The sequence below is a fragment of the Balneola vulgaris DSM 17893 genome, from assembly GCF_000375465.1.
Classification (GTDB): Bacteria; Bacteroidota; Rhodothermia; order Balneolales; family Balneolaceae; genus Balneola; species Balneola vulgaris.
In genome coordinates this window covers 84,971-109,473 of record NZ_AQXH01000004.1, presented here as the reverse complement: position 1 = coordinate 109,473, position 24,503 = coordinate 84,971, and the positions used below count along the sequence as shown (strand labels likewise).

At 40.4% G+C, this 24,503-nt stretch carries 19 protein-coding genes; 11 read left to right on the top strand and 8 right to left on the bottom strand.

The genetic code is table 11. From position 1 onward, the window contains the following. Positions 1-17: 17 nt before the first annotated feature. From fahA to hppD, 4 genes are all read left to right on the top strand, one after another. Positions 18-1,262, top strand: a complete 1,245-nt coding sequence (gene fahA / locus B155_RS0109955) for a fumarylacetoacetase (protein ID WP_018128122.1) — start codon at positions 18-20, stop codon at positions 1,260-1,262. Then, the gene (locus B155_RS0109950; RefSeq protein WP_018128121.1) at positions 1,263-2,168 is read left to right on the top strand and encodes a flavin reductase family protein; all 906 of its coding nucleotides are present in this window, start codon (positions 1,263-1,265) and stop codon (positions 2,166-2,168) included. Beyond that, a complete protein-coding gene (locus B155_RS0109945; RefSeq protein ID WP_018128120.1) occupies positions 2,158-4,122 on the top strand; it encodes an acetoacetate--CoA ligase in 1,965 nt (654 codons plus the stop codon). The genes B155_RS0109950 and B155_RS0109945 overlap by 11 nt, the downstream gene beginning before the upstream one ends. 71 nt (positions 4,123-4,193) lie before the next feature. Further along, entirely contained in the window at positions 4,194-5,321 is a 1,128-nt protein-coding gene (gene hppD / locus B155_RS0109940) for a 4-hydroxyphenylpyruvate dioxygenase (protein WP_018128119.1), read from the top strand. Positions 5,322-5,380: 59 nt separating this feature from the next. Here the strand turns inward: hppD and B155_RS0109935 are convergent, their stop codons facing one another. The 3 genes from B155_RS0109935 to B155_RS0109925 all read right to left on the bottom strand — a co-directional run bounded on the left by B155_RS0109935 (position 5,381) and on the right by B155_RS0109925 (position 11,554). Further along, the gene (locus B155_RS0109935) at positions 5,381-5,806 is read right to left on the bottom strand and encodes a MarR family winged helix-turn-helix transcriptional regulator (protein ID WP_018128118.1); all 426 of its coding nucleotides are present in this window, start codon (positions 5,804-5,806) and stop codon (positions 5,381-5,383) included. Continuing rightward, positions 5,806-7,761 carry an adenylate/guanylate cyclase domain-containing protein gene (locus B155_RS0109930; RefSeq protein WP_018128117.1) on the bottom strand — a complete coding sequence of 652 codons (1,956 nt, stop codon included), beginning with the start codon at positions 7,759-7,761 and terminating at the stop codon, positions 5,806-5,808. The genes B155_RS0109935 and B155_RS0109930 overlap by 1 nt, the downstream gene beginning before the upstream one ends. Positions 7,762-7,831: 70 nt before the next feature. Then, positions 7,832-11,554 (bottom strand): BamA/TamA family outer membrane protein, encoded by a 3,723-nt coding sequence (locus B155_RS0109925; RefSeq protein ID WP_018128116.1) that lies wholly within the window; start codon positions 11,552-11,554, stop codon positions 7,832-7,834. Between the two features lie 229 nt (positions 11,555-11,783). On the opposite strand from B155_RS0109925, the gene B155_RS0109920 reads away from it, so the two are divergent. Both B155_RS0109920 and B155_RS0109915 read left to right on the top strand, forming a co-directional pair. Beyond that, a complete protein-coding gene (locus B155_RS0109920) occupies positions 11,784-12,200 on the top strand; it encodes a helix-turn-helix domain-containing protein (RefSeq protein WP_018128115.1) in 417 nt (138 codons plus the stop codon). After that, positions 12,184-12,468, top strand: coding sequence for a hypothetical protein (locus B155_RS0109915; protein ID WP_018128114.1), 285 nt, complete (start codon positions 12,184-12,186; stop codon positions 12,466-12,468). The genes B155_RS0109920 and B155_RS0109915 overlap by 17 nt, the downstream gene beginning before the upstream one ends. Before the next feature lie 10 nt (positions 12,469-12,478). On the opposite strand, the gene B155_RS0109910 is transcribed toward B155_RS0109915, so the two are convergent. Together B155_RS0109910 and B155_RS0109905 are read right to left on the bottom strand one after the other, a co-directional pair. Then, positions 12,479-15,112, bottom strand: a complete 2,634-nt coding sequence (locus B155_RS0109910) for a TonB-dependent receptor (protein ID WP_018128113.1) — start codon at positions 15,110-15,112, stop codon at positions 12,479-12,481. A gap of 40 nt (positions 15,113-15,152) precedes the next feature. Beyond that, positions 15,153-15,701, bottom strand: a complete 549-nt coding sequence (locus tag B155_RS0109905) for an NUDIX domain-containing protein (protein ID WP_018128112.1) — start codon at positions 15,699-15,701, stop codon at positions 15,153-15,155. A gap of 118 nt (positions 15,702-15,819) precedes the next feature. Here B155_RS0109905 and B155_RS0109900 point away from each other — a divergent pair, with 118 nt between their 5' ends. Further along, the gene (locus B155_RS0109900) at positions 15,820-16,350 is read left to right on the top strand and encodes a CDP-alcohol phosphatidyltransferase family protein (protein ID WP_240386275.1); all 531 of its coding nucleotides are present in this window, start codon (positions 15,820-15,822) and stop codon (positions 16,348-16,350) included. Between the two features lie 4 nt (positions 16,351-16,354). Continuing rightward, entirely contained in the window at positions 16,355-17,308 is a 954-nt protein-coding gene (ftsY, locus tag B155_RS0109895; RefSeq protein WP_018128110.1) for a signal recognition particle-docking protein FtsY, read from the top strand. 34 nt (positions 17,309-17,342) lie between these two features. Here the strand turns inward: ftsY and B155_RS14070 are convergent, their stop codons facing one another. Continuing rightward, positions 17,343-17,468 carry a hypothetical protein gene (locus B155_RS14070; RefSeq protein WP_276130912.1) on the bottom strand — a complete coding sequence of 42 codons (126 nt, stop codon included), beginning with the start codon at positions 17,466-17,468 and terminating at the stop codon, positions 17,343-17,345. A gap of 110 nt (positions 17,469-17,578) precedes the next feature. Here B155_RS14070 and B155_RS0109885 point away from each other — a divergent pair, with 110 nt between their 5' ends. Further along, positions 17,579-20,500: a CHAT domain-containing protein gene (locus B155_RS0109885; RefSeq protein WP_018128108.1), complete on the top strand. Its 2,922-nt coding sequence runs from the start codon at positions 17,579-17,581 to the stop codon at positions 20,498-20,500. Positions 20,501-20,557: 57 nt separating this feature from the next. Here the strand turns inward: B155_RS0109885 and B155_RS0109880 are convergent, their stop codons facing one another. Together B155_RS0109880 and B155_RS0109875 are read right to left on the bottom strand one after the other, a co-directional pair. Continuing rightward, on the bottom strand, positions 20,558-22,186 hold the full coding sequence (locus B155_RS0109880; protein WP_018128107.1) for a M28 family peptidase: 1,629 nt from the start codon (positions 22,184-22,186) through the stop codon (positions 20,558-20,560). A 20-nt stretch (positions 22,187-22,206) separates the two neighbouring features. Then, a complete protein-coding gene (locus B155_RS0109875) occupies positions 22,207-22,947 on the bottom strand; it encodes a segregation and condensation protein A (RefSeq protein WP_018128106.1) in 741 nt (246 codons plus the stop codon). Between the two features lie 88 nt (positions 22,948-23,035). On the opposite strand from B155_RS0109875, the gene B155_RS0109870 reads away from it, so the two are divergent. Beyond that, positions 23,036-23,581 carry an RNA polymerase sigma factor gene (locus B155_RS0109870; RefSeq protein ID WP_018128105.1) on the top strand — a complete coding sequence of 182 codons (546 nt, stop codon included), beginning with the start codon at positions 23,036-23,038 and terminating at the stop codon, positions 23,579-23,581. An 87-nt stretch (positions 23,582-23,668) separates the two neighbouring features. Next, entirely contained in the window at positions 23,669-24,478 is an 810-nt protein-coding gene (locus B155_RS0109865; RefSeq protein ID WP_018128104.1) for a tetratricopeptide repeat protein, read from the top strand. Positions 24,479-24,503 lie beyond the last annotated feature (25 nt).

The following is a 24,503-nucleotide window of genomic DNA, read 5'->3' as shown; positions in this document are numbered from 1 at the left end:
AAAACAATTTTTGAGTTTTGGCTGAAGCATTAAAACCTTGGATTAACCTCCCCGAAAACACAGACTTTTCTATTTATAACCTCCCCTTTGGGATTTTTTCCACGGGTTCGTCAAAGTATCGTGTGGGTATTGCCATCGGTGATCAAATCATCGACTTAGCCAAAGCACATCAAACCGATATATTTGATGGATTAAACATCCCAGCTGAAGTATTCGAAAATGAATTCCTGAATGATTTTATAGGCCTCGGAAAGCTAGTTACTACAGAAGTGCGCGAGCGGGTTCAAAATGCTTTGTGTGTGGAAGGCTCCCCTTTACAGAACAATCCCACTATTTTCGTGGATCAAAGTTCCGCCATTATGCACATGCCTGTACGAGTAGGCGACTATACCGATTTTTACTCTAGCATTGAACATGCCACCAATATTGGTAAGATGTTTCGAGGCCCTGAAAATGCTTTAATGCCTAATTGGAAACACCTTCCTGTTGGTTATCATGGCCGTGCCTCATCTATCATCATATCAGGGCAAGATATTCATCGCCCAAAAGGGCAGCTAAAGCCCGAGGATAGCAACCCTATTTATGCCCCAACACGAAGATTAGACATTGAGCTTGAAATGGCGTTTATCGTTGGGAAGTCTACCCCTTTAGGCTCTTCTATTTCGACTACAGAGGCAAAAGATCACATCTTTGGAATGGTATTATTTAATGATTGGTCGGCCAGGGATATTCAGAAATGGGAATATGTGCCTCTTGGCCCGTTTTTAGGTAAGAGTTTTGCATCATCTATTTCTCCATGGGTCGTAACTCTAGAGGCCTTACAACCATTTGCGGTAGAAAGCCCGAAACAAGATCCCGAAGTGCTTCCTTACCTACAATATGATGGCAAACACAATTATGACATTGCTCTAGAGGTGGATTTAATTCCAAACAATGAAGAACAAGCCACAACCATTACTCGCACTAACTACAAGTACATGTATTGGAATATGGCACAGCAACTAGCTCATCATACGGTTAATGGATGTAACGTAAATATAGGCGACATGATGGCTTCTGGAACCATTTCAGGAACCGATCCAGGATCTTTTGGTTCTCTTTTAGAGCTTACAAAAGGCAAAGAACCTATCCCCCTTAATGGTGGCCAAGAACGGGTGTTCTTAGAAGATGGTGATCGTATTACAATGCGAGGTCATGCCAGCAAAGATGGGAAAAGAGTTGGGTTTGGTGAGGTAACAGCTAAAATTCTCCCTGCTAAATAAATGTACACAGACTTCAAATCAATGGACCCTGATGCGTTGAGTGTAGGAGAGCGTCAACAGCTTTTAACCGCACTGATTGCACCACGGCCTATTGCATTTGCAAGTACGGTAAACAAAGAGGGCTTAATAAACTTGAGCCCTTTCAGTTTCTTCAATGTATTTTCTGCGAATCCTCCAGTGCTGGTATTCTCACCGTCACGAAGAGGTCGAGATGGCACCACCAAACATACTTATGAGAATTTGAAGGAAGTTCCTGAGGTATGTATAAGTGTAGTGAACTATGCCATGGTTGAGCAGATGTCGCTTGCAAGCACAGAATATGATTATGGGGTTAATGAATTTGAAAAAGCAGGATTCACTGCTATCCCTAGTGATACCATACAACCCCCAAGAGTAGCAGAAAGCCCTGCCAACTTTGAGTGCACAGTGAATCAAATCATCGAGCTTGGCGAGGAAGGCGGAAGTGGAAACTTGGTAGTGGCCACTATACAGAAAATCCATATTCAGAAGCAGTATTTAGGGGACTCGAATATCCCAGACACTACTCAATTAGACCTTGTAGCGCGAATGGGCGGGAACTGGTATTCGCGAGCTCACGGTGAGTCCTTGTTTGAAATACCCAAACCCCTTCGGAATAAAGGAATAGGTGTGGATCAATTACCTCCATCTATTAGAAATAGTTCGATACTTACAGGGAATAACCTAGGCCGACTTGGGAATAGTGAAGAGTTTCCTTCATCAGAGCTTATTGAAAAAGTACGGCAACGACCCGATTTAGAATCCATTTACACCCAATTTAGCGGCAATAAACTTGAAGCAGAGGTTCATAAATTTGCTCAAGTACTCCTTGAACAAAATGAAGTTGAATTAGCCTTTGCCGTATTAATGACATTAGATGATGAGTAATAACAGTATTTCGCTTTGGCAGCCCTCTGATTCCTTTAAAAAAGGATCCAATCTATATGCTTATGAGCAATGGCTAAAAACAACACATCTGTTAGAGTTCGACAATTATCAAGAATTGTGGGAATGGTCGGTGGAGGATTACCCTCAGTTTTGGAGCAGCCTCTGGGAATACTTCGATATCATCAGTCATTCAAACTCAACTAATACAACCAATGGGTTACCTATGCCTCATACCCGTTGGTTTGAAGGGGCGACTTTAAACTACGCTGAACACATCTTTCGCAAAAAGTCGGATCAGCGACCCGCTATCCTTTTTAAGCAGGAACAACAAGCCGTTCGAAAGATAAGTTGGCAAGAGCTTGAGCATTCAGTAGCTAAACTGCAGGCTACTTTAATCGATATGGGAATAAAGAAAGGCGATTGTGTAGCCGCTTATATTCCTAATATTCCTGAAGCCATCGTTTCATTTCTAGCCGTTAACTCGTTGGGGGCAATATGGAGCTGTTGTTCTCCCGATTTTGGGGTGAATACGGTCCTGGATCGATTTGAACAAATAGCACCTAAAGTGCTAATAGCTGCCGACGGTTATGTATATAGCGGTAAATCTCTCAACCGTTTAGAGGAAGTGCAAAAGATTGCCTCTCATATCACCTCTATTGAAGAGGTTGTTCTAGTCCCCTACTTAAATAAGCATCCTCAACCAAATTTCGAATGTACTTCGTGGGATACCATCCAAGTTAGAAAAGAGCAGGACGTTGCATTTACTCCCGTAGAATTTAATGACCCAATTTGGGTACTCTACTCCTCAGGTACTACCGGGAAGCCTAAGGCTATTACCCACTCTAATGGTGGAGTATTACTTGAACACCTTAAATACATGCATTTCCATAATGATGTTAAAGAGGGGGAAAATTTCTTTTGGTTTACAACCACTGGTTGGATGATGTGGAATTTCCTTCAATCTAGTTTGTTAGCGGGGGCCACGTGTGTATTGTATGATGGTTCACCAGCTAAGCCAAACTTAAATACTCTTTGGGAGCTTGCCGAAGAACTACCCATTCATCACTTTGGAACAAGTGCCCCTTATTTAACGGCCTGTATGAAAGAAGGACTTCAGCCATCAACATTGGACTTAAGTGCCTTACGGTCTATTGGCTCAACAGGCGCTCCCTTACCCGAAGAAGCATTTGAATGGGTATATAATGCTATTTCTAAAGATGTGTGGCTTTGCTCGATGAGTGGTGGCACCGATGTTTGTACAGCTTTCGTAGGTGGCATTCCATACAAAGAAGTTGTTAAAGGACGTATTCAAGGTCGAGCTCTTGGCTGTGCATTAGTTTCATATAGTGATGACGCGGAACCTATCTTCAATTCGCTAGGGGAAATGGTTATCACACAGCCTATGCCCTCAATGCCTATTTATTTTTGGGGTGATGAGGATCACGCTAGGTATAAACAAAGTTACTTTGAGCGATTTGATGGCGCTTGGTGCCATGGTGATTGGATAAAAATCTTTGAAGATGGAAGCTTAATCATTCAAGGCAGATCAGATGCTACCTTGAACCGCAAAGGTATACGTATTGGAACCGCAGAAATCTATGCACAGCTCAATAAGCTAGATCAAGTAAAAGACAGCCTCATTATTAATCTTGAACGTCCTCAAGGAGAGGATTACATGCCACTTTTTGTAGTGCTTATAGATGAGATTGAAATAGAGCCCGTTACCACTTTAATTAACAAAACTCTGAAAGAACAGTGTTCACCTCGTCATGTACCAGACCAAGTTATAAGCGTGCCTGATATCCCTTATACGCTGAGTGGCAAGAAGATGGAAGTACCGGTTAAAAAAGCATTAATGGGTATGGATATTGAGAAAAGCATGAATAAAGATGCTTGCCGAAATCCAGACGCTATGGAATACTTTATTCGCCTTGCTGAGCAACTAAAATATTAATCTATTTCCTTTCCATATTATCCAAATTATTGTATAATAGTTGTTGTAACAACTAAATAATCTGTCTCGTTATGGAAGCTCCAAACATCTCTGCAGCAGCAGAACAAGAATCTGATTTTATGCCCATTATGGGTACTGACTACGTAGAATTCTACGTAAGTAATGCAAAACAAGCCGCTCACTATTATAAGACTGCTTTTGGCTTCAATTCGCTGGCCTATGCGGGTCTTGAAACCGGATTACGTGATCGCGAATCCTATGTCGTGGTTCAAGACAAAATTCGCCTGGTTTTAACCTCTCCTCTAAATAGTGGAACCGATATTGGTAAGCATATCGATAAACATGGCGACGGAGTTAAAGTAATTGCTCTTTGGGTAGATGATGCCACTTATGCATATGAAGAAGCTATGAAACGCGGTGCTACTTCATATTTTGAGCCTAAAAAAGAAGAGGATAAGCATGGTTCCGTAGTACGGGCGGGTATTCACACCTACGGCGATACCGTACATATTTTTGTTGAGCGCAAAGACTACAATGGTCCATTTTTACCGGGCTATCAGGCTTGGAACCCAGAATTTAACGCTGAACCTGTTGGGTTGAAGTATGTAGACCACATGGTTGGAAATGTGGAGTTGGGTGACATGAATAAGTGGGTGAAATTCTACGAAGACGTGTTGGGTTTCACACAAATCCTTTCTTTTGATGACAAGGATATTTCCACCGAGTACACAGCATTGATGAGTAAAGTAATGAGTAACGGGAACGGTAGAATCAAATTCCCGATTAATGAACCTGCTGAAGGTCTCAAAAAATCACAGGTAGATGAATACTTGGAATTTTATGAGGGTGCTGGGGTTCAGCACATTGCTGTAGCAACCGATGATATTATCAAAACCGTATCTGACCTCAAATCGAGAGGCGTTGAGTTTTTGAATATTCCTAGTACCTACTACGATGTTCTTCAGGAACGCGTAGGGAAAATTGATGAAGATATCGATTCCTTAAAAGAACTTGGTATCTTGGTAGACCGTGATGATGAGGGGTATTTACTTCAAATTTTCACAAAAACTGTACAAGCTCGTCCAACAATGTTTTTCGAGATTATACAAAGAAAAGGGGCTACTTCTTTTGGGAAAGGGAACTTCAAGGCTTTATTTGAAGCTATTGAAAGGGAACAAGAACTAAGAGGTACGCTATAAATTTTCTTCGTATTGTGTTAACGCACAAGGCACCTTCACTTCTACGAAGGTGCCTTTTTTTATTCTTGGCTGTAGTTATTGAATACTTTATCGAGTAAAGTAATCAGCTGCTGATATTCTTCTTCTTCTAAGTTCTGCCAGCCTTTTTCACGCGATTCAAAAACCAGGGGTTCTGCTCTTTGAATTACATCCTCACCCTTCGAGGTTAGAGCAATAAGGTATTTTCTGCGATCGCGCTCGTCGTTTTCACGAACTACAAATCCTTTTTTAACTAGAAGATCTAAAATACGGGATATAGTGGGCTTATCTTTGAAGCTTCCATTGGCTAAATCTGTTTGATTCATTTTACCTTCACGCAACTTCGACAAAATTACCCATTGTTCTGGCGTAATGTCTACATCTGCTTGCTTAAACCTTCCGATTAAATCTTGCCGTACAACTTTGTAGGTACGGTCGATATAAATGCCAATTTCTTTTCTACTCATTAAACGGTCTGTACTTCTTTAGGAAGACCAATGCGGTCTAATAACTGGTTAAATCGTGGGTCTGATCTAAGCACATTAAAAGGTGGTAGAGAATTTAACAGTAATACGGACCCTAATTTTTGATCTGCCGCCTGAAATAAATAATCAAAAGCCTTGTCGTATGCTCCTAGCCCCGTGTAGATTATAGCAAAATCTAACGACAAATTAAGATGAGGGTTTTCTTCCTCTCTTTGTTTTACATCCTCGATGTATTTTTTTGCATCTTCTACCTCTCCTTTAACCGCTGCTATATATCCCAATTGAGCACCGCCTTTAAATGGACCGTCAATAAGTTTTAGATACTTTTTGATGTACTTAGTAGCCATGTCATAGTCTTTTTGGAAAGCATACACCAATGCCATCCCCTCGTAAGCGGTACGGTAGTTAGGATCTAATTCGAGGATTTGTTTGTACAGCTCTAAGGCTTCAGCATAGTTTTCAAGAAGACTATGTGAACTTGCGAGGTTTAACTTAGCGGGTAATGATAGGGGTGCGATTTTACTAGCCACCTTTGAATGCAATAACATCTTATCGTATCGACCTACTACTCGATTGTAAAATGAAAAACCAAGTCGTGCTTCTACATTTTCCGGTTCAAGAGTAATCGCTTTTCGAAAACATGAATCAGCCGCATCAAAATCCCAATGTTTAAACATTTTCACATAGCCAAGTGCGGTATATGACCCTGCTCTTAAATTGTTTAATTGAATGGCCTTGAGGGCATATTCCTCGGCTTTAGTATAGGCTTCGTCTGTTTGCATATGGCCAATAGTTGCTAAAAATGTATAGCAGTTGGCTAAATTCGAATAGGCTTTGGTATAAGTATCACAACACGAAACAGCTTTCTCAAAAAAGCCAATGGCCTTTTTAACAGCTTCAGGAGTTCGCTTATTCCAGTAGAATAATCCCTGTAGGTAGTCATTATAAGCATCAACATTTTCCGTTGAAGCTTCATACAATTTACTATCGGATTCGAAGGTGAAATTGGATTCTAGTTTCTCAGCTATCTTCTTCGAAATCTCATCCTGCACCTTGAAAATATCCTTCAGTTCACCATCATAATTCTCTGACCAAATATGAAACCCATCATCGGTTTTAATAAGCTGGGCAGTTACTCGAATACGGTTCCCTGCATGTCGTACACTACCTTCTAATACCGTTGCTACATTTAATTCACGCCCAATTTCACGAATGTCTTTATTCGTGTTTTTGTAAGCAAATACAGAAGTACGTGAAGTCACTTGCAAGCCTTTCAGTCGTACTAATGCATTAATAATTTCCTCGGTGATACCATCACTAAAATACTCATGTTCTTTATCGCCGCTAAAGTTCGCAAAGGGTAGTACCGCCACACTATTCTGATGGCTACCAGTCATTTCTTGAATATACGACTGTGACGGCGTTTCAAGTCCTTTAGACGCTAAGGCATAGATACCAACGGGGTCAATTACATTTTTGAGTTCATGATTCCCGAATGCTTCAACTCGAATACCTCGATGATTTTTAATCTCATCGAATACTTTATTTGTGAACATTACGGAGCCAGGGGTTCCTAAACCTTGTACACGGGCGGCAATATTTACAGCATCGCCATATATCCCTTCATCGTCATATACCACATCCCCAATATGTATTCCGATGCGAAGGGGAACCTGAGGTTCTTCTTGAAGCGTTTCTTGAATTTCTTTAGCGCAGTTTACGGCATCTAACGCACTTCCAAACATACTAAGCGTGCCATCACCGTAATATTGCATTACTTGCCCACGGTATTTAGCAATAGATTTATCTACAACGGCACGTTGTCGATCGCGCAAATCTTTAGCCATTTGTTCATCTTGCTGCATAAGCTTGGTATAACCAACCATGTCTGCAAACATGATGGCAGCAAGTAATCTAAAATTATTCTTTGAGGGCATTAACGGGTCTTTAACTCTTCTTGTGGCTTTTAAGAAACAAATATATCAATAATCGAGCCACTCTTTTTATTTAAAAGAAAAAACCTGCTTTTAGTTCAAAAATTGTGTCTTCTTTGGATAGCCCAATGGTTGATCGGATTAACATACTGTCAAAAGCATTAAACCAAACGCCTCCTCCGTAGCCTTCATGCCAAAGTGAGGAGTTTTCATCATCCGTCCACACTCTTCCCGTGTCATAAAAGACAGATAAACCTACTTTGCCTCCTAATAAGTATCTGTAGAAGTCAAAGAGCTCAACTCGAACTTCAGAGTTGGTATAGAAGGTAGACCTTCCTGAAAATCGATTCCCTCTAAAGCCTCGCAAGTTTGTTGTACCACCGATGGTATTCGCCGAATAAAATGGAAATGAACCAAAAGTGTGTGCGCCACCTGTTCGGTGAGCTATCACAATTTGTGGTGAAAATCTGATCGGATAGAAAAGCTGTAAATTCCCCGCCAAGGTAGTAAATGTTTTAGAAGTATTGATGACCCCAATATTTGCAGTATTCGCCAAAGAAAGCTTATACCCTTGCTTAGGGTTCACTTCATTATCAACATCTTTAAAAGAAGCTTCCACGAAATAGGCATTAAACCATTGGTCTTCAAATGTGCTTTCGCTGATACCTTTGTCTACATCATTTATGATGTTTTCTTCATCGCTTTTCTCAACTTTTGTGATGTTGAATAAACTTCCTGCTTTAACATTCAGTACGTTATTAAAGGATTGACTGAAGTAAGTCTGAATTTCATATTGGCTTAGTCGCGCGCGGTAGTATTTATTTCCTCTTTCTTGAAGACTCGTCTCATTCCCTAAGCCAAAGAAGTTCTTATAACTTTTTGGGAAGAGTATTTTTAATTCGCTGCCTACGTTCCAGTTTCCTGCTCGTTCATACCAAGTGCCTGAATACCTCAAATTAGAGGCGCCTGTTTTAGGGGCGTAATTCAGCCGTAAATAATGAGTAACTGCAGGGTTTTTGCGGAAACCGTATTTAACAATTTTTGGTCCACCCCCTAAGAATACCCCATCAAAGTTATTGTACTCGAAGTAGTAGCCGGGGAAGCTTCGGTTCCACTTAAAATCATTTTCATAGTTATAGGTGTTTTCAGCGGCATCTTCAGTGAGGTGTAAATGGGTTTTTTGTGGAACGTCAATTCTATTGTCTTCCTCTGTATCAAACAGCTCAATGTTTTTGAATATACCGTGGTCTCCTTGAAGGGTGTACTCATCTACACCTGGCCCCCCATTAACAATTAATTTGATTTGAGTTTTTGGGCCTTCAAATAGGAACTCATCGTCATCTCCCATCCCAAATAGGCGTACTTCTTTTGTCTCTGAGGGGTTAAAAATGCGATCATAGTATTTTTCTCGAAGCACCCCTTTGCCCGATAGTTTAAACACTTGAACTTGCACCCTGCCTTCACTCAGACCTGTAATTACAAAACGTTCTCTTTTATTACTCGCTGGCACACTTACCGTGCCGTTTAACATTTCAAAATAGCTAAGAGCTACACTATTTAGTTTATCTCTTCGTGCTTTTAGAGTCTTTATGGTTTCCGTACCAAAGTGATCATAAATCTCTTTTGGGTAGGCCTTTACGGCGGTTTCAATGACTTCATCGGTAATCGATGATTGAATATCTAGGGAAATTCGCTGCCAATCCTCTTTGGTAAGTTGATTTGTAAATCGCCTTGTGAGAGGTAAGGAATTAAAATTCAAACCAATCAAGTTTCCATAGTCCTCATCAAAATTTTGGTATTGGAAGAAAGGACCGATTTTAGCTAGACGAGGAATTAGCCCTGTCATTTTCATAAATGCTACGTCACGATCTCGAGGAATAGGGCGGTATATTTTGCCTTGCTCATCTTCGGGTTCAAAAGTAGCCCAGCGCCATTGATCACTATGGCGATCCCAATCTGCAATCAGCATATCCAGTAGTCGAGCTCTTAAAAACATCTCTTGATCTACCCGATGATCGATGTCTCCATCTACTTCACGAATCATATCACGATGTGCAACCACTTCTTCTGAGTAACCCACACTCGCAACAGTATTCATGTTGTTATCAGGTTTCTCTTCAAAGAGTGCCAGTTGACCACCAATTTCATCAGCATATCTACCTAGTTGAGGATCATGCGGTACATAGTAAATTTTTGGATTCGTATGGTATACCCCGGCAGCATCGGCTAATATAGGTATTACCAATGCGCTGTAAGGATTCAATATTGAAAACTGATCTTGAGCGATATCTAAAGCAATGGTCTTCTTTAGCTCTTCTTCCCAGATTTTACCAGCTTGTTTATCTACCGAGCGCAATACAAACTCATTGCCTTCTTTGTCTTCCAAATGCAAAGTATTCGACTGCCCCTTACCTCCCATTCGAACGGGTATAAGCCCACCACGAATTTCAGTTACATCAAATACTGGAAATTCTGATTCCACGGTCCACATATCCCTGTTATGTGCACCAACTAGAGCATTAAAAAGAGGCCCTTTACCACCGTACTTCGGGTTGGCGGCCAGTACTTTCGTACTGTCGGTATAATCGTAATCAGGAAGCTCCTCAACGGCTTCCTCTACAGGATTATCATAAGGAGGCTTCATCTGGGTTTTGTAGAGTAGCTGACCTGTTTCACCATTACCAATGGGTGCCCATGCTTCCATCCACACTGAACCATCTTCCATAAACAGCACCTTGATGTGCCCTTCTCCCGCATATGAAAATTCAGTACCTCTTCCTTTAGCTACATAGCTTTTCTTGGTGCCCGAACCCGATACTAAATAATGTTGATTGAACCTTTTCCCTTCAACCCGAAAATATTGCAAACTATGGGAATGCCCAGATGCATATATAAACTCTTCATTCTCTGAAAAGGCTTCTTGAAGTGCGTCCGCCATTTGTTTGTAGCGGTGATGAGTTACATCTTGCTTTAACCCAAAAACCCTTCGATACATGGCATACAAACTGCCAAAAATGGGCGGTTTAAAGTGTGTAGATAAAGGTAGATATCCTCCATGAGGCCCAGCAGTTTTAATTGGGTGATGCGCTGCCATCACTAAGAAATCCCCTTGTCTCTTTTTGAGAATGTCTTCAAGTTCATTTAGGAAGTCACCCCCATCAACAAGATCATATTCGCCAGTATCGCCATAAGATTTTTCATGGCGATGTAGCCACCATTGGGTATCTAAAATGATTAACCGGATATCGTCTTGCAAAGCAGGGTGTTCATCATCATCCATAAGCTCAACATCTATTGGGCCTGGGAAGCCATCATCAGGAAGGAAAACATTTCCCCTATCAAGATAGGCTTCAATAAAATCTTCTTGACGTTTAATGCGAGTTAGACCTTCTTTTTCACCATCATCCCAGTCATGATTTCCAGGGATAAAAAAGACCCGCCCTTTAAAGTCTTTAAGAATTTTCATTTGTTCTATGATTCGAGCTTCATAGAAATCGCGTTGGGCGTCAGTTGAATCAGGCAAGCCATTCAAATAGATATTATCTCCAAGATAGACGATGGCACTACGCTCATTACTTTCTGCAAGCTGACTTTCCAAAAACCGAAGTGACGGTTCTTGTATATCTAACCGAGGGGAACCTGCGTCTCCAATAAGATAGAGTTCATATATGGGCTTTGTACTCAATGATGAGGAACTAGCTTGCCAATTTTGGCCATCTTCATCGACGTATATTTTCGATGATGAACATGATAGTAGGAAAAGAAATGGGAGAATGGTGATGAATATCTTTTTCATGCCGCAAAATAGTTGAAAGAGATGGGTTTTTCAGATAGAAAACTGATGGGCATAAAAAAACCCTGCCGTTTGGCTGGGTTGTTTTTGAATCAACTGTCACCAATATACGGCGGAGAAGTAGCCCCGACCAAATCTATTTTATATTGTATAACTAATGTTAAGTAAAGTTATCCTAATTGCATATATTTAGCGCCTAATACTAAATAAGATAAATTTATAGAAGTTCGATATGCCTAAAAAGATTGGAGAATTAACCCTTTATTCTGTAGATGATCTGCATGAGATGTTGGGTATTTCGAAAATGACGATCCGTGCGTACTTAAGAGAGGGGCGCTTGAAGGGGAGAAAGTTGGGGGTGAGTTGGTTTGTTACTGAGAGCGCCATCCGTGATTATTTTGAAGAACCCGAAGAAAGTTCACCCAAGCCGCATACATCCAAAAAACAATATCGGTATATTGTGCAAGGTATAAATGACCTTGTGAGTGAGACAGAACATTGCGACACCATTGAAGAAGTGGTGCAGATTCTAAACGAGCAGGCCATTATCAGTCTATTTCAAGTGCAAGTTATAGACCGAGAAAACGACCAAATCACTAAAATCATCAAAGCACGAGACTTTTTAGACACTTATGATCCCGTTCGATAAAACTGGCTTAGAAGAATTTTCATTTGGGGATGCACCCGAAGACACCTTTTACATCCTTGTGGACCGCAACGTTAGCCCTGATGGCATCGACTTAGAGCGGCTTAAACTTGCCGACCCACGTAGTTTTGATGCTACCCTAAGTAACTTGGGTTGCCTTATCATGCTTAGTAAGGTTGAGATTGATGAACTGGTTCGCCGCAAAGAACTAGACCCAAATAAGCTACACCGCTCGTTGTATGAATTAGCCAAAGAAGAAGGCGTGCTCTAGCTTCCTGCTTTTAGAAGTCGATGCTAAAGCCAATGCTCGGCAAAAACGGATACATGAACACCGGCTCTTTTCGCATAATTACCCCAGATGGTGCCCGTAACCATGGCGCTACATCTGGGTGATTCGGGTCATCAATATAAAGCACATAGTTGTAGCTCTGTACATTTTTCTGATTTAAGAAATTGATGATCTCTAGATATACGCTATAGTCGAATGTTGGAGTGGTATTGTTATACCCAACGCGAACATCTAATCGACTATAAGAAGGCGTTCTACTTTGGTTGATGTTCTCTGGCCCACCAAAATCTGGGTTCATTCTTATTAAACCATTTGAATCTACAATGAAATACCCTCTGGTTTGATAGAGGTAGGTCATAGGTTTCAAGTTGATGGGCTCTGTATAAGGTAAACCGGAAGCCATTCGCCAAGCGATGCCAAAACGCCAATTACGATTGATGTTTTGATTCAGAATGAAGTTGAAGGTATGAGGGCGGTCGTAATCGAAAGGGTAGGTTATACGATTTCCAAGTATCTCTTCAGAGCGTTCAGAATGTGCAAAGGCGTAGGAAAGCCACCCATACCAATCTGTACTCGATTGCGCATATTTTTGAAGCATCACTTCCACACCAAAGGAAGTTCCTTCCCCATTGTTTACTGGGTCGTCGGTGATTTCATTTACTTCTTCTAAAAAGAGCTGATAGTTATCAGGATCTAAAGGAGTAATGGAGGAGTGATCTCCGGGCTGATAATCTTCAACCAGCCTATTTACAGGACCATATCTGCCTGTTATCAAGTCATCAAATGTTTTATAGTAACCTTCAACTTCGATGAGCCAATTTTCAAAAAATTGCTTCGAAACCCCCAACACATACTGGGTAGACTTTTCTGCTTTAAGTTGTTTTAAATCATTGAATTTAGATACGCTAAAAATATCATCTGGATCGATAAGTTTTTCAAAACCCGGGCTTTGCACATATTGGCCATACCCACCACGTACTGTAAGCCCTTTAGCTGGAATCCATGAGAAGCCAAAGCGTGGCAACAGAAATTGTTCCTCGTTAATACCATAATAGGTATACCTCAGGCCTGGCTGAAAAAACAACCGTTCATTTAGTGCCTCAATTTTATCCTGTACATACGTATGGTATCTATAAGAATCTTGAGTTGAATTTATAGTATCTGCTACGGCTTCAAGTAGTTTTGAACTGGATTCGAATGATTCAAAGATGGTTGTACCATACTCATTTAACCCGAGGTCTGCATCAATTTGATTGGTCATCCAATCAACACCTCCACCTAATTCAATGGCATGTCTTCCCGAATTGATATTCAATCGGTTTCCGATGCTGTACTTTTGGAAATGCGTATCCTGATCATAATTAATCAAAATTTCGTCATTAGGGTCTACGGGAGGATCATCCCCTGGTCCACCGCCTACTTTTTTACTTAAACCAGGCTTGAACTGCCCATCTAAATCGTTAAAGCCTGAATTTTTATACCAGTTGGTATAGGCTTTATACCGAAGAGCTGCGGTTGTTTGGATGGAATAGGAGACGCCTAACGCGCGATTTACTCCTTCTTGGTCGCCTAATATGTCGGAACGATTGTTAGCGAGTTCACCAAACTGATCTTCTCTAAACACCCAGTCTACAACTTCATGACTATAAAGGCCTGAAAAATTAATGCGGTGTCCTTTTTTGGGGCGTAGTTCTAACAACCCACCCACATCATAAAAATCGGGAAAGGCGACTTCATTTTTCGTGGTTACCGCATTCGAGAATGTACTCGCAAATGTATCGTAATAGGTTCGGCGCCCGCTAATAATCCAATCACCTTCTATACCCGAAGTTGCTCCTTTAAATGTAGCAGAAGCAATGGATGCGTTTACATCAATACTGCCTTCAAGAGGTTTGGTTGGGCGGCCTGTGGTTGTATGAACCACCACCACAGAAGAAAGTCGATCGCCGTACTTAGCTGGAAATGCCCCGGAGAAGAAATCTATATTTCTAATCAAGCTCTTGTTAAAAATACTTCCCACTCCACTAGCTTGATAGGGACTGTAAATCTCTATTTCATCAATAAAAAATAAGTTTTGATTGGGCTCTCCACCTCGAACCACTAATTGGCTGGAAAAATCTCCCGCTGAAGTAACGCCGGGTACTGCTTTTAGTAGATTAAACACATTGCCTTGTCCACCTGCAAGACCTTCAATCTGAAGAGAACTGATGCTTAACACCGAGGGCTGAACAGATGAGCTGTCTTGCATAAAGTTAGCCATCACTTCTAGTTCATTTATCACCAATAAGTCAGGGATCATAGTGATATCGTATTCAAAACGGCTACCAATGGTATAAATCTCCTTTTGATACCGCTTAAAACCCACAAAGCTAGCGGTGATGATAAAGGCTCCTTCATCGATGTTTGTAAAACGATAGTCTCCATTTCCATCTGTTGAGGTAGCTTTGAGATAAGTGCTGTCGGCATTCAGCAGTACTACATTCACACCAGCAAGTGGTGAATTATCCTCTCCGCTATAAATGGTGCCTATTAATTCCGATTGAGCATAAAGCTGCTCTGTTGTACACATTGAGATGGTTAAAAATAGTACCCCGAAAAACCAACTCGAACCAAAAATCTTTTTCATATCCCGCCACCTATTTAATGGCTGATAGTACTACAAATTTTTAAGTATTCCACCACTTCCATGTTCTTAGCAGGCAAGCCATCGTTTTAGCGTCGTTAATTTCACCGGTATACACTTTATCTATCGCCTCTTTAAATGGAATCCTAAATAGTTCTAAAAACTCATCTTCATCTCGGTCACTTTCAGACTGATGGAGCCCTGTGGCCGCATAAATATGAATTACTTCGTTAGCATATCCAATTGCAGGGTAGAAATGCCCAATGTACTCCAGCTTTTCTGCTTCTAAGCCCGTTTCTTCTTTAAGTTCGCGCGTAGCCGTTTCCAGAATCGACTCTCCGGTATCAATTTTTCCAGCTGGGACTTCCATAAAAACTTGTTGAGCGGCATATCTAAACTGATGTAACATGAGAATATCCCCGTTTTCGTATATTGGAACTATTGCACAAGCACCGGGGTGCTTAATCCATTCTCTAAGTGAACTATCGCCATTTGGTAAACTCACTTTATCTTGATAAACGTGTAGTAATTTGCCTTTATAAACAGCCTTAGAGGTTATTTTTTCTTCTAATAAAAGAGAAGTATCAATCATGGTGGTATTATGTTAACAATGAGTGTAACTTTAAGCTTTAATCTAGTAATAAGATAAATTGGTTCAGCAAGAAAACATTGATGGGAAAATTATAAAGGTGACAGGGAAGGTTTTTACCTTGTCTAACTTTATATCTTTTACTCGCTTCCTTATTGCATTTCCAATTTTGTATCTGCATTACCATAATGATTTACAGTATAATGCCACCATCTTGGTATTAATTATTTATGCAGGGGTGTCGGATTATTTAGATGGCCTCGTAGCACGTAAAACCAACACGGTGTCGGAAGTAGGTAAAATGATTGATCCTATATCTGACAAGCTTTGTGCTGTGGCGTTGTTTATTTATACCGTTTGGTTAGGCTGGGTGCCCCTTTGGTTTCTTGTTGTGAATGTAATTCGCGACTCACTTATTATGATGGGTTCTACCTTCATTAAAGTACGATATGGGAAGGTAGCGATGTCAACTATGTCAGGAAAAATAGCCGTAAACGTGTTGGCACTATATTGGCTATCTGTATTCTTTTTTAGAGATGCAGTAGCTGCACATAATATTTTATTGTATATGTGTACAGTGGTGATGGCAATCTCATTTTTTGACTATTTTAATCGCTATCGCAAAATCATGCGCGGAGCAAAATTTAATTAACGGTATGGGCTTTTTAGAAAAGATTGGACTCAAGAAAAAGGAAACCCTAGAGAAAGGGGTAGAAAAAAGTAGAGAGGGCATACTCAATAAACTCGGTAAAGCTTTTGTAGGCAAAGACCGTGTAGATGACCAAACTTTAGATGAACTCGAAGAGATTCTCATTACTTCGGATGTTGGGGTTACAACCACTTTAGAAATTATACAACGGATTGAAAAGCGTGTAGCAAAAGACAAGTTTGTAACTCAGGCAGAGCTTCAAACAATGCTACGTGAAGAGATTGTAGCGTTACTAAAAGATAATGATGCCGATAAACCAGCTGAATTTGATGCTGACTTTCAAACCAAACCACATGTGGTACTTGTAGTAGGTGTGAATGGGGTTGGTAAAACAACTACAATTGGTAAACTTGCCAATTTATACAAGCAGGCCGGTAAAAAAGTACTGTTAGGTGCTGCTGATACCTTCAGGGCAGCGGCGGTTGATCAGCTTATCATTTGGAGTGAACGTGCTGATGTTCCTATCGTTCAGCAAGGGCAGAATGCCGATCCCGCTTCTGTAGCTTTTGATACCGTGTCGTCGGCTAAAGCACGAGGTTCAGATATTGCTCTTATTGATACGGCAGGGCGACTTCATAATAAAAAAGCTTTAATGGAAGAGCTTACCAAGATTAAGCGAGTAATGGGTAAGGTTGTTGATGGCGCGCCACATGAAGTGATATTAGTACTGGATGCGAGTACTGGCCAAAATGCAATGCAACAGGCTAAAGCTTTTACCGAAGCGGTAGACATTACTGGCCTAGCTCTTACCAAGCTCGATGGTACTGCCAAAGGCGGAATTGTGATAGGGATTTCCAATGAGCTGAATGTTCCTGTAAAATACATTGGCTTAGGCGAACGTATGGAAGATCTTCAGATATTTGAACGAGAAAGTTTTGTAAACGCCTTATTTGGTGAATAAAAAAAGCCCAGTAGTGATACTGGGCTTTTTCATTTTAAGTAAGAGTGTCGCCTCCGGTTCCACCATCACCAGAACCGCTTCCACTTCCTGAACCTGGTTTGCCGCCAGGCGGGTCATCTCCATCAGGGATTTTAAACCTATTTGTGTATAATGTGTCCATGTTATTAGCCATTTTGTTACCCACTTGATATTGTTTTATTTGGTACTACCGAAACAACAAAATATATTTGTGACATACTAGTAACAATTGGTAAATCTTAGATCCCTCACATGACCCTGCGATCCCTTTTCACATTATTTTTTTGTGTTCTAATCTCTTTTCCAACGCTTGGGCAATACGCAAATATTGAAAACGATTCCCTATTAGTTGAAGGAAATAAAGTGTATCGAAGTGGGGACTACGAAGCGTCTGCCATCATATATAAAAAATCATTAGACGAACATGCAGATGACCCAAATAGCAAAGAATGGATCATCGCGGCTGTTGGGTATGGAGCATCCCTTCTTGATTTAGGTCAGATTCGTGAAGGAGCTAAATGGATTCAAAATGCCGACGATGCCCTAACGGATGAAATTTCTTATGAACTCCAGGCTTATGTAAAAAGTCATTTGGGGTGGGCTACGTGGTGGTTAGGCTATGCAAAAAGAGCACTTCCTATCTACAAAGAAGCTCACAGCCTTGCAGTAAAATCAGAAGATGGATATCGCGTTGCTCAGATTTCGAATTCCCTCGCAACCTTAACTCAGTTTCTTGGCAGTTATAGCGAGGCTATCAATTATGCCACCATTGCCCATGATTTCTTTAAAGAAAAAGACGATCCATTCATGCTGGCAAATGCCAAAGTGAATCTATTTAACATGTATAGCTTACTTGGATTCACTGACAGGGCTGAAACAATCTTAAAAGAGTCTTTAGAAATAAAGCTTGAGATGAATAACCCTGATTTGATTGCGCTTGACTATCGGAAATTAGGTGGTTTCTATCAGAATAAAGGGGAATACGATAAAGCACTCTTGTACTTCAATAAGTACTTGAAAATAGCTTTTAATGACTTAGCTCCTCTAGATATAGTAATAGCGAAGATGAAAATTGGCCAAGTGTATTTGCAGATGGGTGAGTACGAAACGGCACTCGAGTTTTTAAGTCAAAGCCAGAAAGAGCGTGTTGAGAATTCATTCATGAAGGATGCTGAAACGGCTTCAGATATGGCTACTATTTATCAAAAGTTAGGGGCTTTTGATGTATCCCGAAGCTTGTTTAATCAAGCAATTGATCTCTTCTTAAAATTTGAAGAGGAGCTGCTAGCTGCAGAAACGTACATCAGTATGACTGATATGGAATTGCAGGCTGGCAACTCTGATAAAGCCATTTCATTAGCCAATAAAGCAATTGAGATTGCATTAAATACAGAATCTAAATTATTGCGCGCTAAATCCTTTCAGGCCCTTTCAAAAGTTTACCGTTCTTTAAATGAACATGATTTAGCCCTTAGTTTTGCCAAAAAAGCATATCAATCTGTTTCCAACTTTAAAGGGTATCGCATAGCAAGTTACCTCATGGATTTGTCGCGAGCTTATTATGAAATAGAACCTGATAGCGCATACCATTATAGCGATTTAGCCTTCAACGAAATTGAACGAGTTAGCAAAAACATCTATGGTGAAAATCTCCAAACCCTAGTTTTTAGCGATTACTCAAGCTTTTATAACGAAGTGGCCTATTGGTATTTAACCGATAAAAATGATGCTGAAAAAGCATTTGAGGTTGTGGAAATGGGGAAGTCGAGAGTGCTATTGGAGCAACTTTCAGCCAAAAGAAACCCTTCTGAAGTTATAGACGAGCCCACTCTTTTACAGATTAGACAAAGGGAAAAGGTAATAGACCAACTTTATCGAAGATTGGATGAAGCAAGTGACGAAAATGAAAGGGAGGTAATATTAGAAGACATTCGATATGCTCAGCTCGATTACGATTCCTTTACCAATGAGGTGCGCCTGGCTCATCCTTCGTTAAAAAAATATGAATTGCCCGAAGTGCTCAGTGTTGAAGAAATCACTGCCATGCTCGACAAATCTACATCCTTTATCGAATATGCTTTGTTTGAAGACAAGGTCATTGCCTTTTGGATTACAAAAGAAGGGATTGAATCTCATGTAACAACCATCGATTCAGCCAATTCAGCGGCTGAATTTCTGCATCTTAAAATATCGGACTTTCGTGCTGGCATAGAGTCTCAAAAACCACGTGAAGTGCTAGAAGAACTCTCAAAACCATTGGTGCAGGTTTTGCTGTCTGATTTCCGCAGTAAATATACTGCCATAACCAACCTCACTATAGTACCATCTATGTCTATTTCGGTGTTACCGTTTGAGGCTCTTTTGCAAAATGGGAAGTATTTGATTGAAGAAGTGAATGTAAAGTATCTGCCTTCAGTGTCGATATACCCACATATTCAAAATCCGCATCGTGATACGGAAAAGCAGATTTTAGCGGTTGCAAGTTCAGGATTTACCATTGGTTCAACCAACAATGCTTCTTCATCACAAAGTAATTTTTCATCCTTGCCAGCTTCTTTAATGGAAGTAGATTCAATTTCTGTTCTATTCGAGAATAAAACCATTTTAAAAAATGAACAGGTTACTGAATCTGGCATTAAAGCACTCAACTTAGAGCAGTATCAGTATATACACTTTGCCACGCATGGGAATATCAACGAGAGCAATCCTCTTCAAAGTGGTTTACTTATTTCAAAGAAAGATGACTTTGAGGTGTTGTTTGGGGAAGATGGATATCTCAACAGCATGGAGATTTCTAACCTACGTTTAAACGCTGATTTAGTAGTGCTGAGCGCCTGCAATACGGGTATGGGTAAGATGGTGTCGGGGGAAGGGGTATTGGGCATGCAGCGGTCTTTTTTCCAAGCGGGTACCTCATCAGTGCTGGTAAGTTTGTGGAATATATTTGATAAAAGTACTTCTACCTTGATGAGCCGTTTCTATAAAAAGTTGAAGGAACATAAAGAAGAAGAATTGGGAGTTTGGAATAAATTAAAGCTGTTTTTCGATGTTTATGAAGCCCCATTATTCGGCTATAAAGAAAAAGCACTTCGGGATGCTAAACTCTCCTTGATTGATCATCCGTACTACAATCATCCAATACATTGGGCGCCGTTTGTACTTTACGGCAAATAAAAAAAGGCCTGCTCAAATTAATGAACAGGCCTCTAACGAATCAATATTAAATAAATATTAGTTGCGCGATTGCGACTTAGTTTTGTTGATGAATTCCTGATTATCAACTTCAGGACGCACTGCTGAGTTCGCCAATTTTGCAGTCGTCATATAAACTAACTTGGTACGCTTGGTAAGAGCTTCCCACTCAATTTTAGAAATCTCATCCGATGGACGGTGGTAGTCATCATGGGTTCCATTAAAGAAGAACACGAATGGCACTCCTAATCGACCAAAGTTCCAGTGATCACTTCTTCTGTAAAACTGATTTGGATCTTCTAAATCGTTATAACGCTTACTTAAATCTAAGTTCACGCTTTCCATATTTGCTTCATTCATCAAGCTATCGATGCCTGAAGAGATGATTTCACCGCCAATTACGTAGATATAGTCTTTGTTGTCTTCATGCTCTTTATCAACACGGCCAATCATATCCACGTTGATGTTAGCAATAGTATTTTCGATTGGGAAAATTGGATGGTCTGAGTAGTATCTAGATCCAAGAAGTCCCATTTCTTCGCCTGAAACGTGAAGGAATAACACACTTCTTTTTGGACCTGCACCAGCTTTCTTAGCAGCAATCATTGCTTGTGCCGCATTTAGAAGCCCTACCGTTCCACTACCATCATCATCAGCACCATTGTATAGATTGTCGCCTGTTAAATCTGGACGTCCAATTCCTACGTGATCGTGGTGTGCACTAAGTACTACCACTTCGTCTTTTAGCATTGGGTCTGAACCTTCAATGAAGGCTGCGATGTTTGATGCTTCAACAATATTTTGATCTACATCAGCAGTATGTTCAAGTGAAAAACCTAATGGCTTAGGTTCAAAGTTTGTTGGATCTGCTTTTAGTGTTTCAGCTAGCTCAGCAACTTTTTCGTTGCTTTCTAAGCCTAAAATTTGGGCCCCTAATTCAGGCTTCACACGGTTCCAAGCAGCTACTTTACGATCGTTGTTTTGAAGGTAGGCTAACGATAAACGTCCGCTTCTGCCTAAGTTTTCTTGAACGGAAGCCTGAGCTTCGTCAAAAGTAGCAGGGTTTGCGTAATCCATAACTAGGATAACCCCAGAAGCGCCACCAGCTGCCATCACACTTTGCAGGGCACGTTGGTTTAAAGATTTCGCATCAAAAATTACGAGTAACCATTTCCCTTCGATATCGGTTGGGTAGTGGTTGATGCCTTTTTCTTCGTCTAACATACCAAGGCCAGCGAATACGATTTCACCTTCTACATTATCAGTTCCACCGAAAATAGTCGCGAAATCACCTGTTTCTTGTTTATTTAAGTTTGATGCACTTATTACCCCATCTTCGGTATTGCTTAGCACATACTCATATCCGTTTACTACGGGCCCAGCTAAGTTGTACGATTGAATGTAGGTACCATTGTCGCCAACCGGCGTAAGCCCTAATTCTGTGTAACGTTGAGTTATGTAATCGGTAGCTTTCTGAATACCCTCGGTTCCAGTAGCTCTACCTTCGAATTCGTCGCTCGCGATGATGGTTAAATCTGCTTTAAGGCCTTCCATGGTTATGGTTTCCTGGAAGTCGTAAATACTTGCCGATGGGATGTTTGAGCTTTGTTTAGCTCCACTACATCCAATAAGCAACCCAGTAATTAATAGTAGTGTTGTTTTCTTCATGTTTAGTCGTTGTTTTTTATTTAAGCACTTATAATTTCGTCGACCGGTTTCAAGTCCACATAAAATTCAGTGGGGTCTTCTTCGAGAAAGAGATCGATTTGTTGCTCCTTGATCATTTCTAATACTGCAAGGAAGGTAACCACAATCACTACTCGATTTGTGATTTCTACGCAAAGTTCTGTAAAAGATTGCCGTCCTCTTTTACTAAGAGTATGTATTACAAATTCAGATTGTTCTTCTATTGAAGTCTCAACCTTATCTACTTTATGAACAATGCGTTTTCGTTCTATATCTGTAAGTACTTTTCGAAAAGCCGAAATAAGATCAAATAAAGTCACATCTTTAAGTGCCTCTCCTGAAGCTTGTTGTTCCACATTGTCGGCTTCTGGGTAGCCACGCATATAGCGTTTTCGGGCTTCTTCATCGATATCGGCCATTTTGATGGCCATCTCTTTGTACCTTTTATATTCTAGCAAGCGTTGTACCAACTCGTATCGCGGATCAGATTCGTCCAACTCTTCGCTATCATCCTCTTCTCGAGGGAGCATCATCTTGGCTTTAATCGACATTAACATGCTGGCCATTAGAATAAATTCGCTGGCTACATCTAAGTCGAATTCCTCCATCACATGTATATACTCTAAGTATTGCCCCGTAATGTAAGATATGGGGATATCATAGATGTCGAGCTCATCTCTCTTGATAAAGAAAAGCAGTAGATCGAGCGGACCTTCGAAGTTATTTAATTGAACGCGATACACTATTAAAACTTAAGTGGTATTCTAATAAAATTCTGCATTTTCTTTTACCTAATCTACCTTATTTTATAGGTTCATTATTATCATTTAGATGGATTATCCAAAGTTTGTAACAGCCGTACTCGAAAATGATCGCAAGCAACTCAATGAGTTCTCTGAGGTTCTTACACGTGTACTCATTAAGTTTTTGCTGGTTCGCTTAGATGCCAATCCGGCTGATGCCCAAGACTGTGCGCAAAATACTTTAATGTTAGTGATAGATAAAATTCGCGCAAACAAGCTCAACAATCCCGACTCCATTATCTATTATTTATTCACAACCGCTAAAAATGATTATCTGAAATTAGTGGCTAAACACCGTGAATCGCATTTTGAAGAAGTTCCAGATACTTACATTGCTCCCGCTGATCAATTGGAGAATATTTTAGATAAAGAACGCCAATCGATACTAAAAAAATGCATGGAGCTTCTAAAGCCCAAACAATTGAAATACATCAGCTATTGGTTCGAACATCCGGATAACGATGCTTCAGTGGTAGCGGCGCACTTTAAGATTAGTGTTAACAATGCTTGGACCAAGAAGCACCGGATACTTCAAGTACTAAAAGACTGTGTTCAAAAAAAATTACAACAATAGTGTAAGGAATATGATTTTCAGCGGTCTTACAAAGCAGGTCAACAGTATGTATGTAAAGCATACATACTGAATTAAGCGAGGAGTGAAATGAGTACAAGCAACAAGAAAGATATTTACGGTAGTATACAGCGCTACATTCAAGGTCAGCTAAGTGAAGAAGAAATAGAAGCTTTATGGGTAGAGTTTGCCAAAGATCCTACTTTGTTAGATCGCCTAGAAATTGAAGTTGGTGTTAAAAAAATTATTCAAGCGGAAATGGCGCCCTCACAGTCTAAAGGCGCAAAGCTTCTCTTTTTAAACAATTGGGGCTGGCATGCCGCCGCTGCAGTGGCAATTCTTTTAGTTGCCGTTGTTCAAGTGTTTAGAGTCGACACCCCTACTCAACTTAGCGAGTTTATCATTACTGGTATTCCTTTAGATCAAGTTGAAACCACAGATGGAATCCGTTCTAAAAAGGAAATGATAGTGCTTGAAGCCGACTCGTTGATGAATTTAGGTTTTGCCGCTTTAGTGAACGACAACAAAGAACAAGCACTTTCCCTTTTTAACCAAGTTATTGCTAGCTACGATGAAGAGCCTTATGCTTCAAAAGCATATCTGAATCGCGGCATTATCCATTTTAATGATGGGGTATTCGAAAGTGCCGTTGAAGATTTCATTGAAGCAGCTGAAAGAGCTTCTGACAATCGCATGATTTCCGAAAAAGCTTATTGGTACCTTGCCAACACATATGTGAATACCGGCCAACTAGAAAAAGCACTTGAGGCTGTTTCCGAAGCTTATAAAAGAGATGGTGTATTCCGAAAGCCGGCATTATTACTCTACCAAAAACTAAGTTACGACCTCGGTAATGTGGATTATGAACAAGCACCAGCTTCTTTAGGAGAAAAAGAGTAAGCCCTAATTTTCCGCTAGACAAGAA

Excerpts from the sequence above, each read along its gene's own strand:
- B155_RS0109925 (WP_018128116.1), bottom strand. The coding sequence starts at position 11,554 with ATGAAAAAGATATTCATCACCATTCTCCCATTTCTTTTCCTACTATCA.
- B155_RS0109950 (WP_018128121.1), top strand. The coding sequence starts at position 1,263 with ATGTACACAGACTTCAAATCAATGGACCCTGATGCGTTGAGTGTAGGA.
- B155_RS0109880 (WP_018128107.1), bottom strand. The coding sequence starts at position 22,186 with ATGAAGAAAACAACACTACTATTAATTACTGGGTTGCTTATTGGATGT.
- B155_RS0109930 (WP_018128117.1), bottom strand. The coding sequence starts at position 7,761 with ATGCCCTCAAAGAATAATTTTAGATTACTTGCTGCCATCATGTTTGCA.
- B155_RS0109945 (WP_018128120.1), top strand. The coding sequence starts at position 2,158 with ATGATGAGTAATAACAGTATTTCGCTTTGGCAGCCCTCTGATTCCTTT.
- B155_RS0109920 (WP_018128115.1), top strand. The coding sequence starts at position 11,784 with ATGCCTAAAAAGATTGGAGAATTAACCCTTTATTCTGTAGATGATCTG.
- B155_RS0109915 (WP_018128114.1), top strand. The coding sequence starts at position 12,184 with ATGATCCCGTTCGATAAAACTGGCTTAGAAGAATTTTCATTTGGGGAT.
- B155_RS0109935 (WP_018128118.1), bottom strand. The coding sequence starts at position 5,806 with ATGAGTAGAAAAGAAATTGGCATTTATATCGACCGTACCTACAAAGTT.
- B155_RS0109870 (WP_018128105.1), top strand. The coding sequence starts at position 23,036 with ATGGATTATCCAAAGTTTGTAACAGCCGTACTCGAAAATGATCGCAAG.
- hppD (WP_018128119.1), top strand. The coding sequence starts at position 4,194 with ATGGAAGCTCCAAACATCTCTGCAGCAGCAGAACAAGAATCTGATTTT.
- B155_RS0109885 (WP_018128108.1), top strand. The coding sequence starts at position 17,579 with ATGACCCTGCGATCCCTTTTCACATTATTTTTTTGTGTTCTAATCTCT.
- B155_RS0109910 (WP_018128113.1), bottom strand. The coding sequence starts at position 15,112 with ATGAAAAAGATTTTTGGTTCGAGTTGGTTTTTCGGGGTACTATTTTTA.
- B155_RS0109905 (WP_018128112.1), bottom strand. The coding sequence starts at position 15,701 with ATGATTGATACTTCTCTTTTATTAGAAGAAAAAATAACCTCTAAGGCT.
- B155_RS0109865 (WP_018128104.1), top strand. The coding sequence starts at position 23,669 with ATGAGTACAAGCAACAAGAAAGATATTTACGGTAGTATACAGCGCTAC.
- B155_RS14070 (WP_276130912.1), bottom strand. The coding sequence starts at position 17,468 with ATGGACACATTATACACAAATAGGTTTAAAATCCCTGATGGAGATGAC.
- ftsY (WP_018128110.1), top strand. The coding sequence starts at position 16,355 with ATGGGCTTTTTAGAAAAGATTGGACTCAAGAAAAAGGAAACCCTAGAG.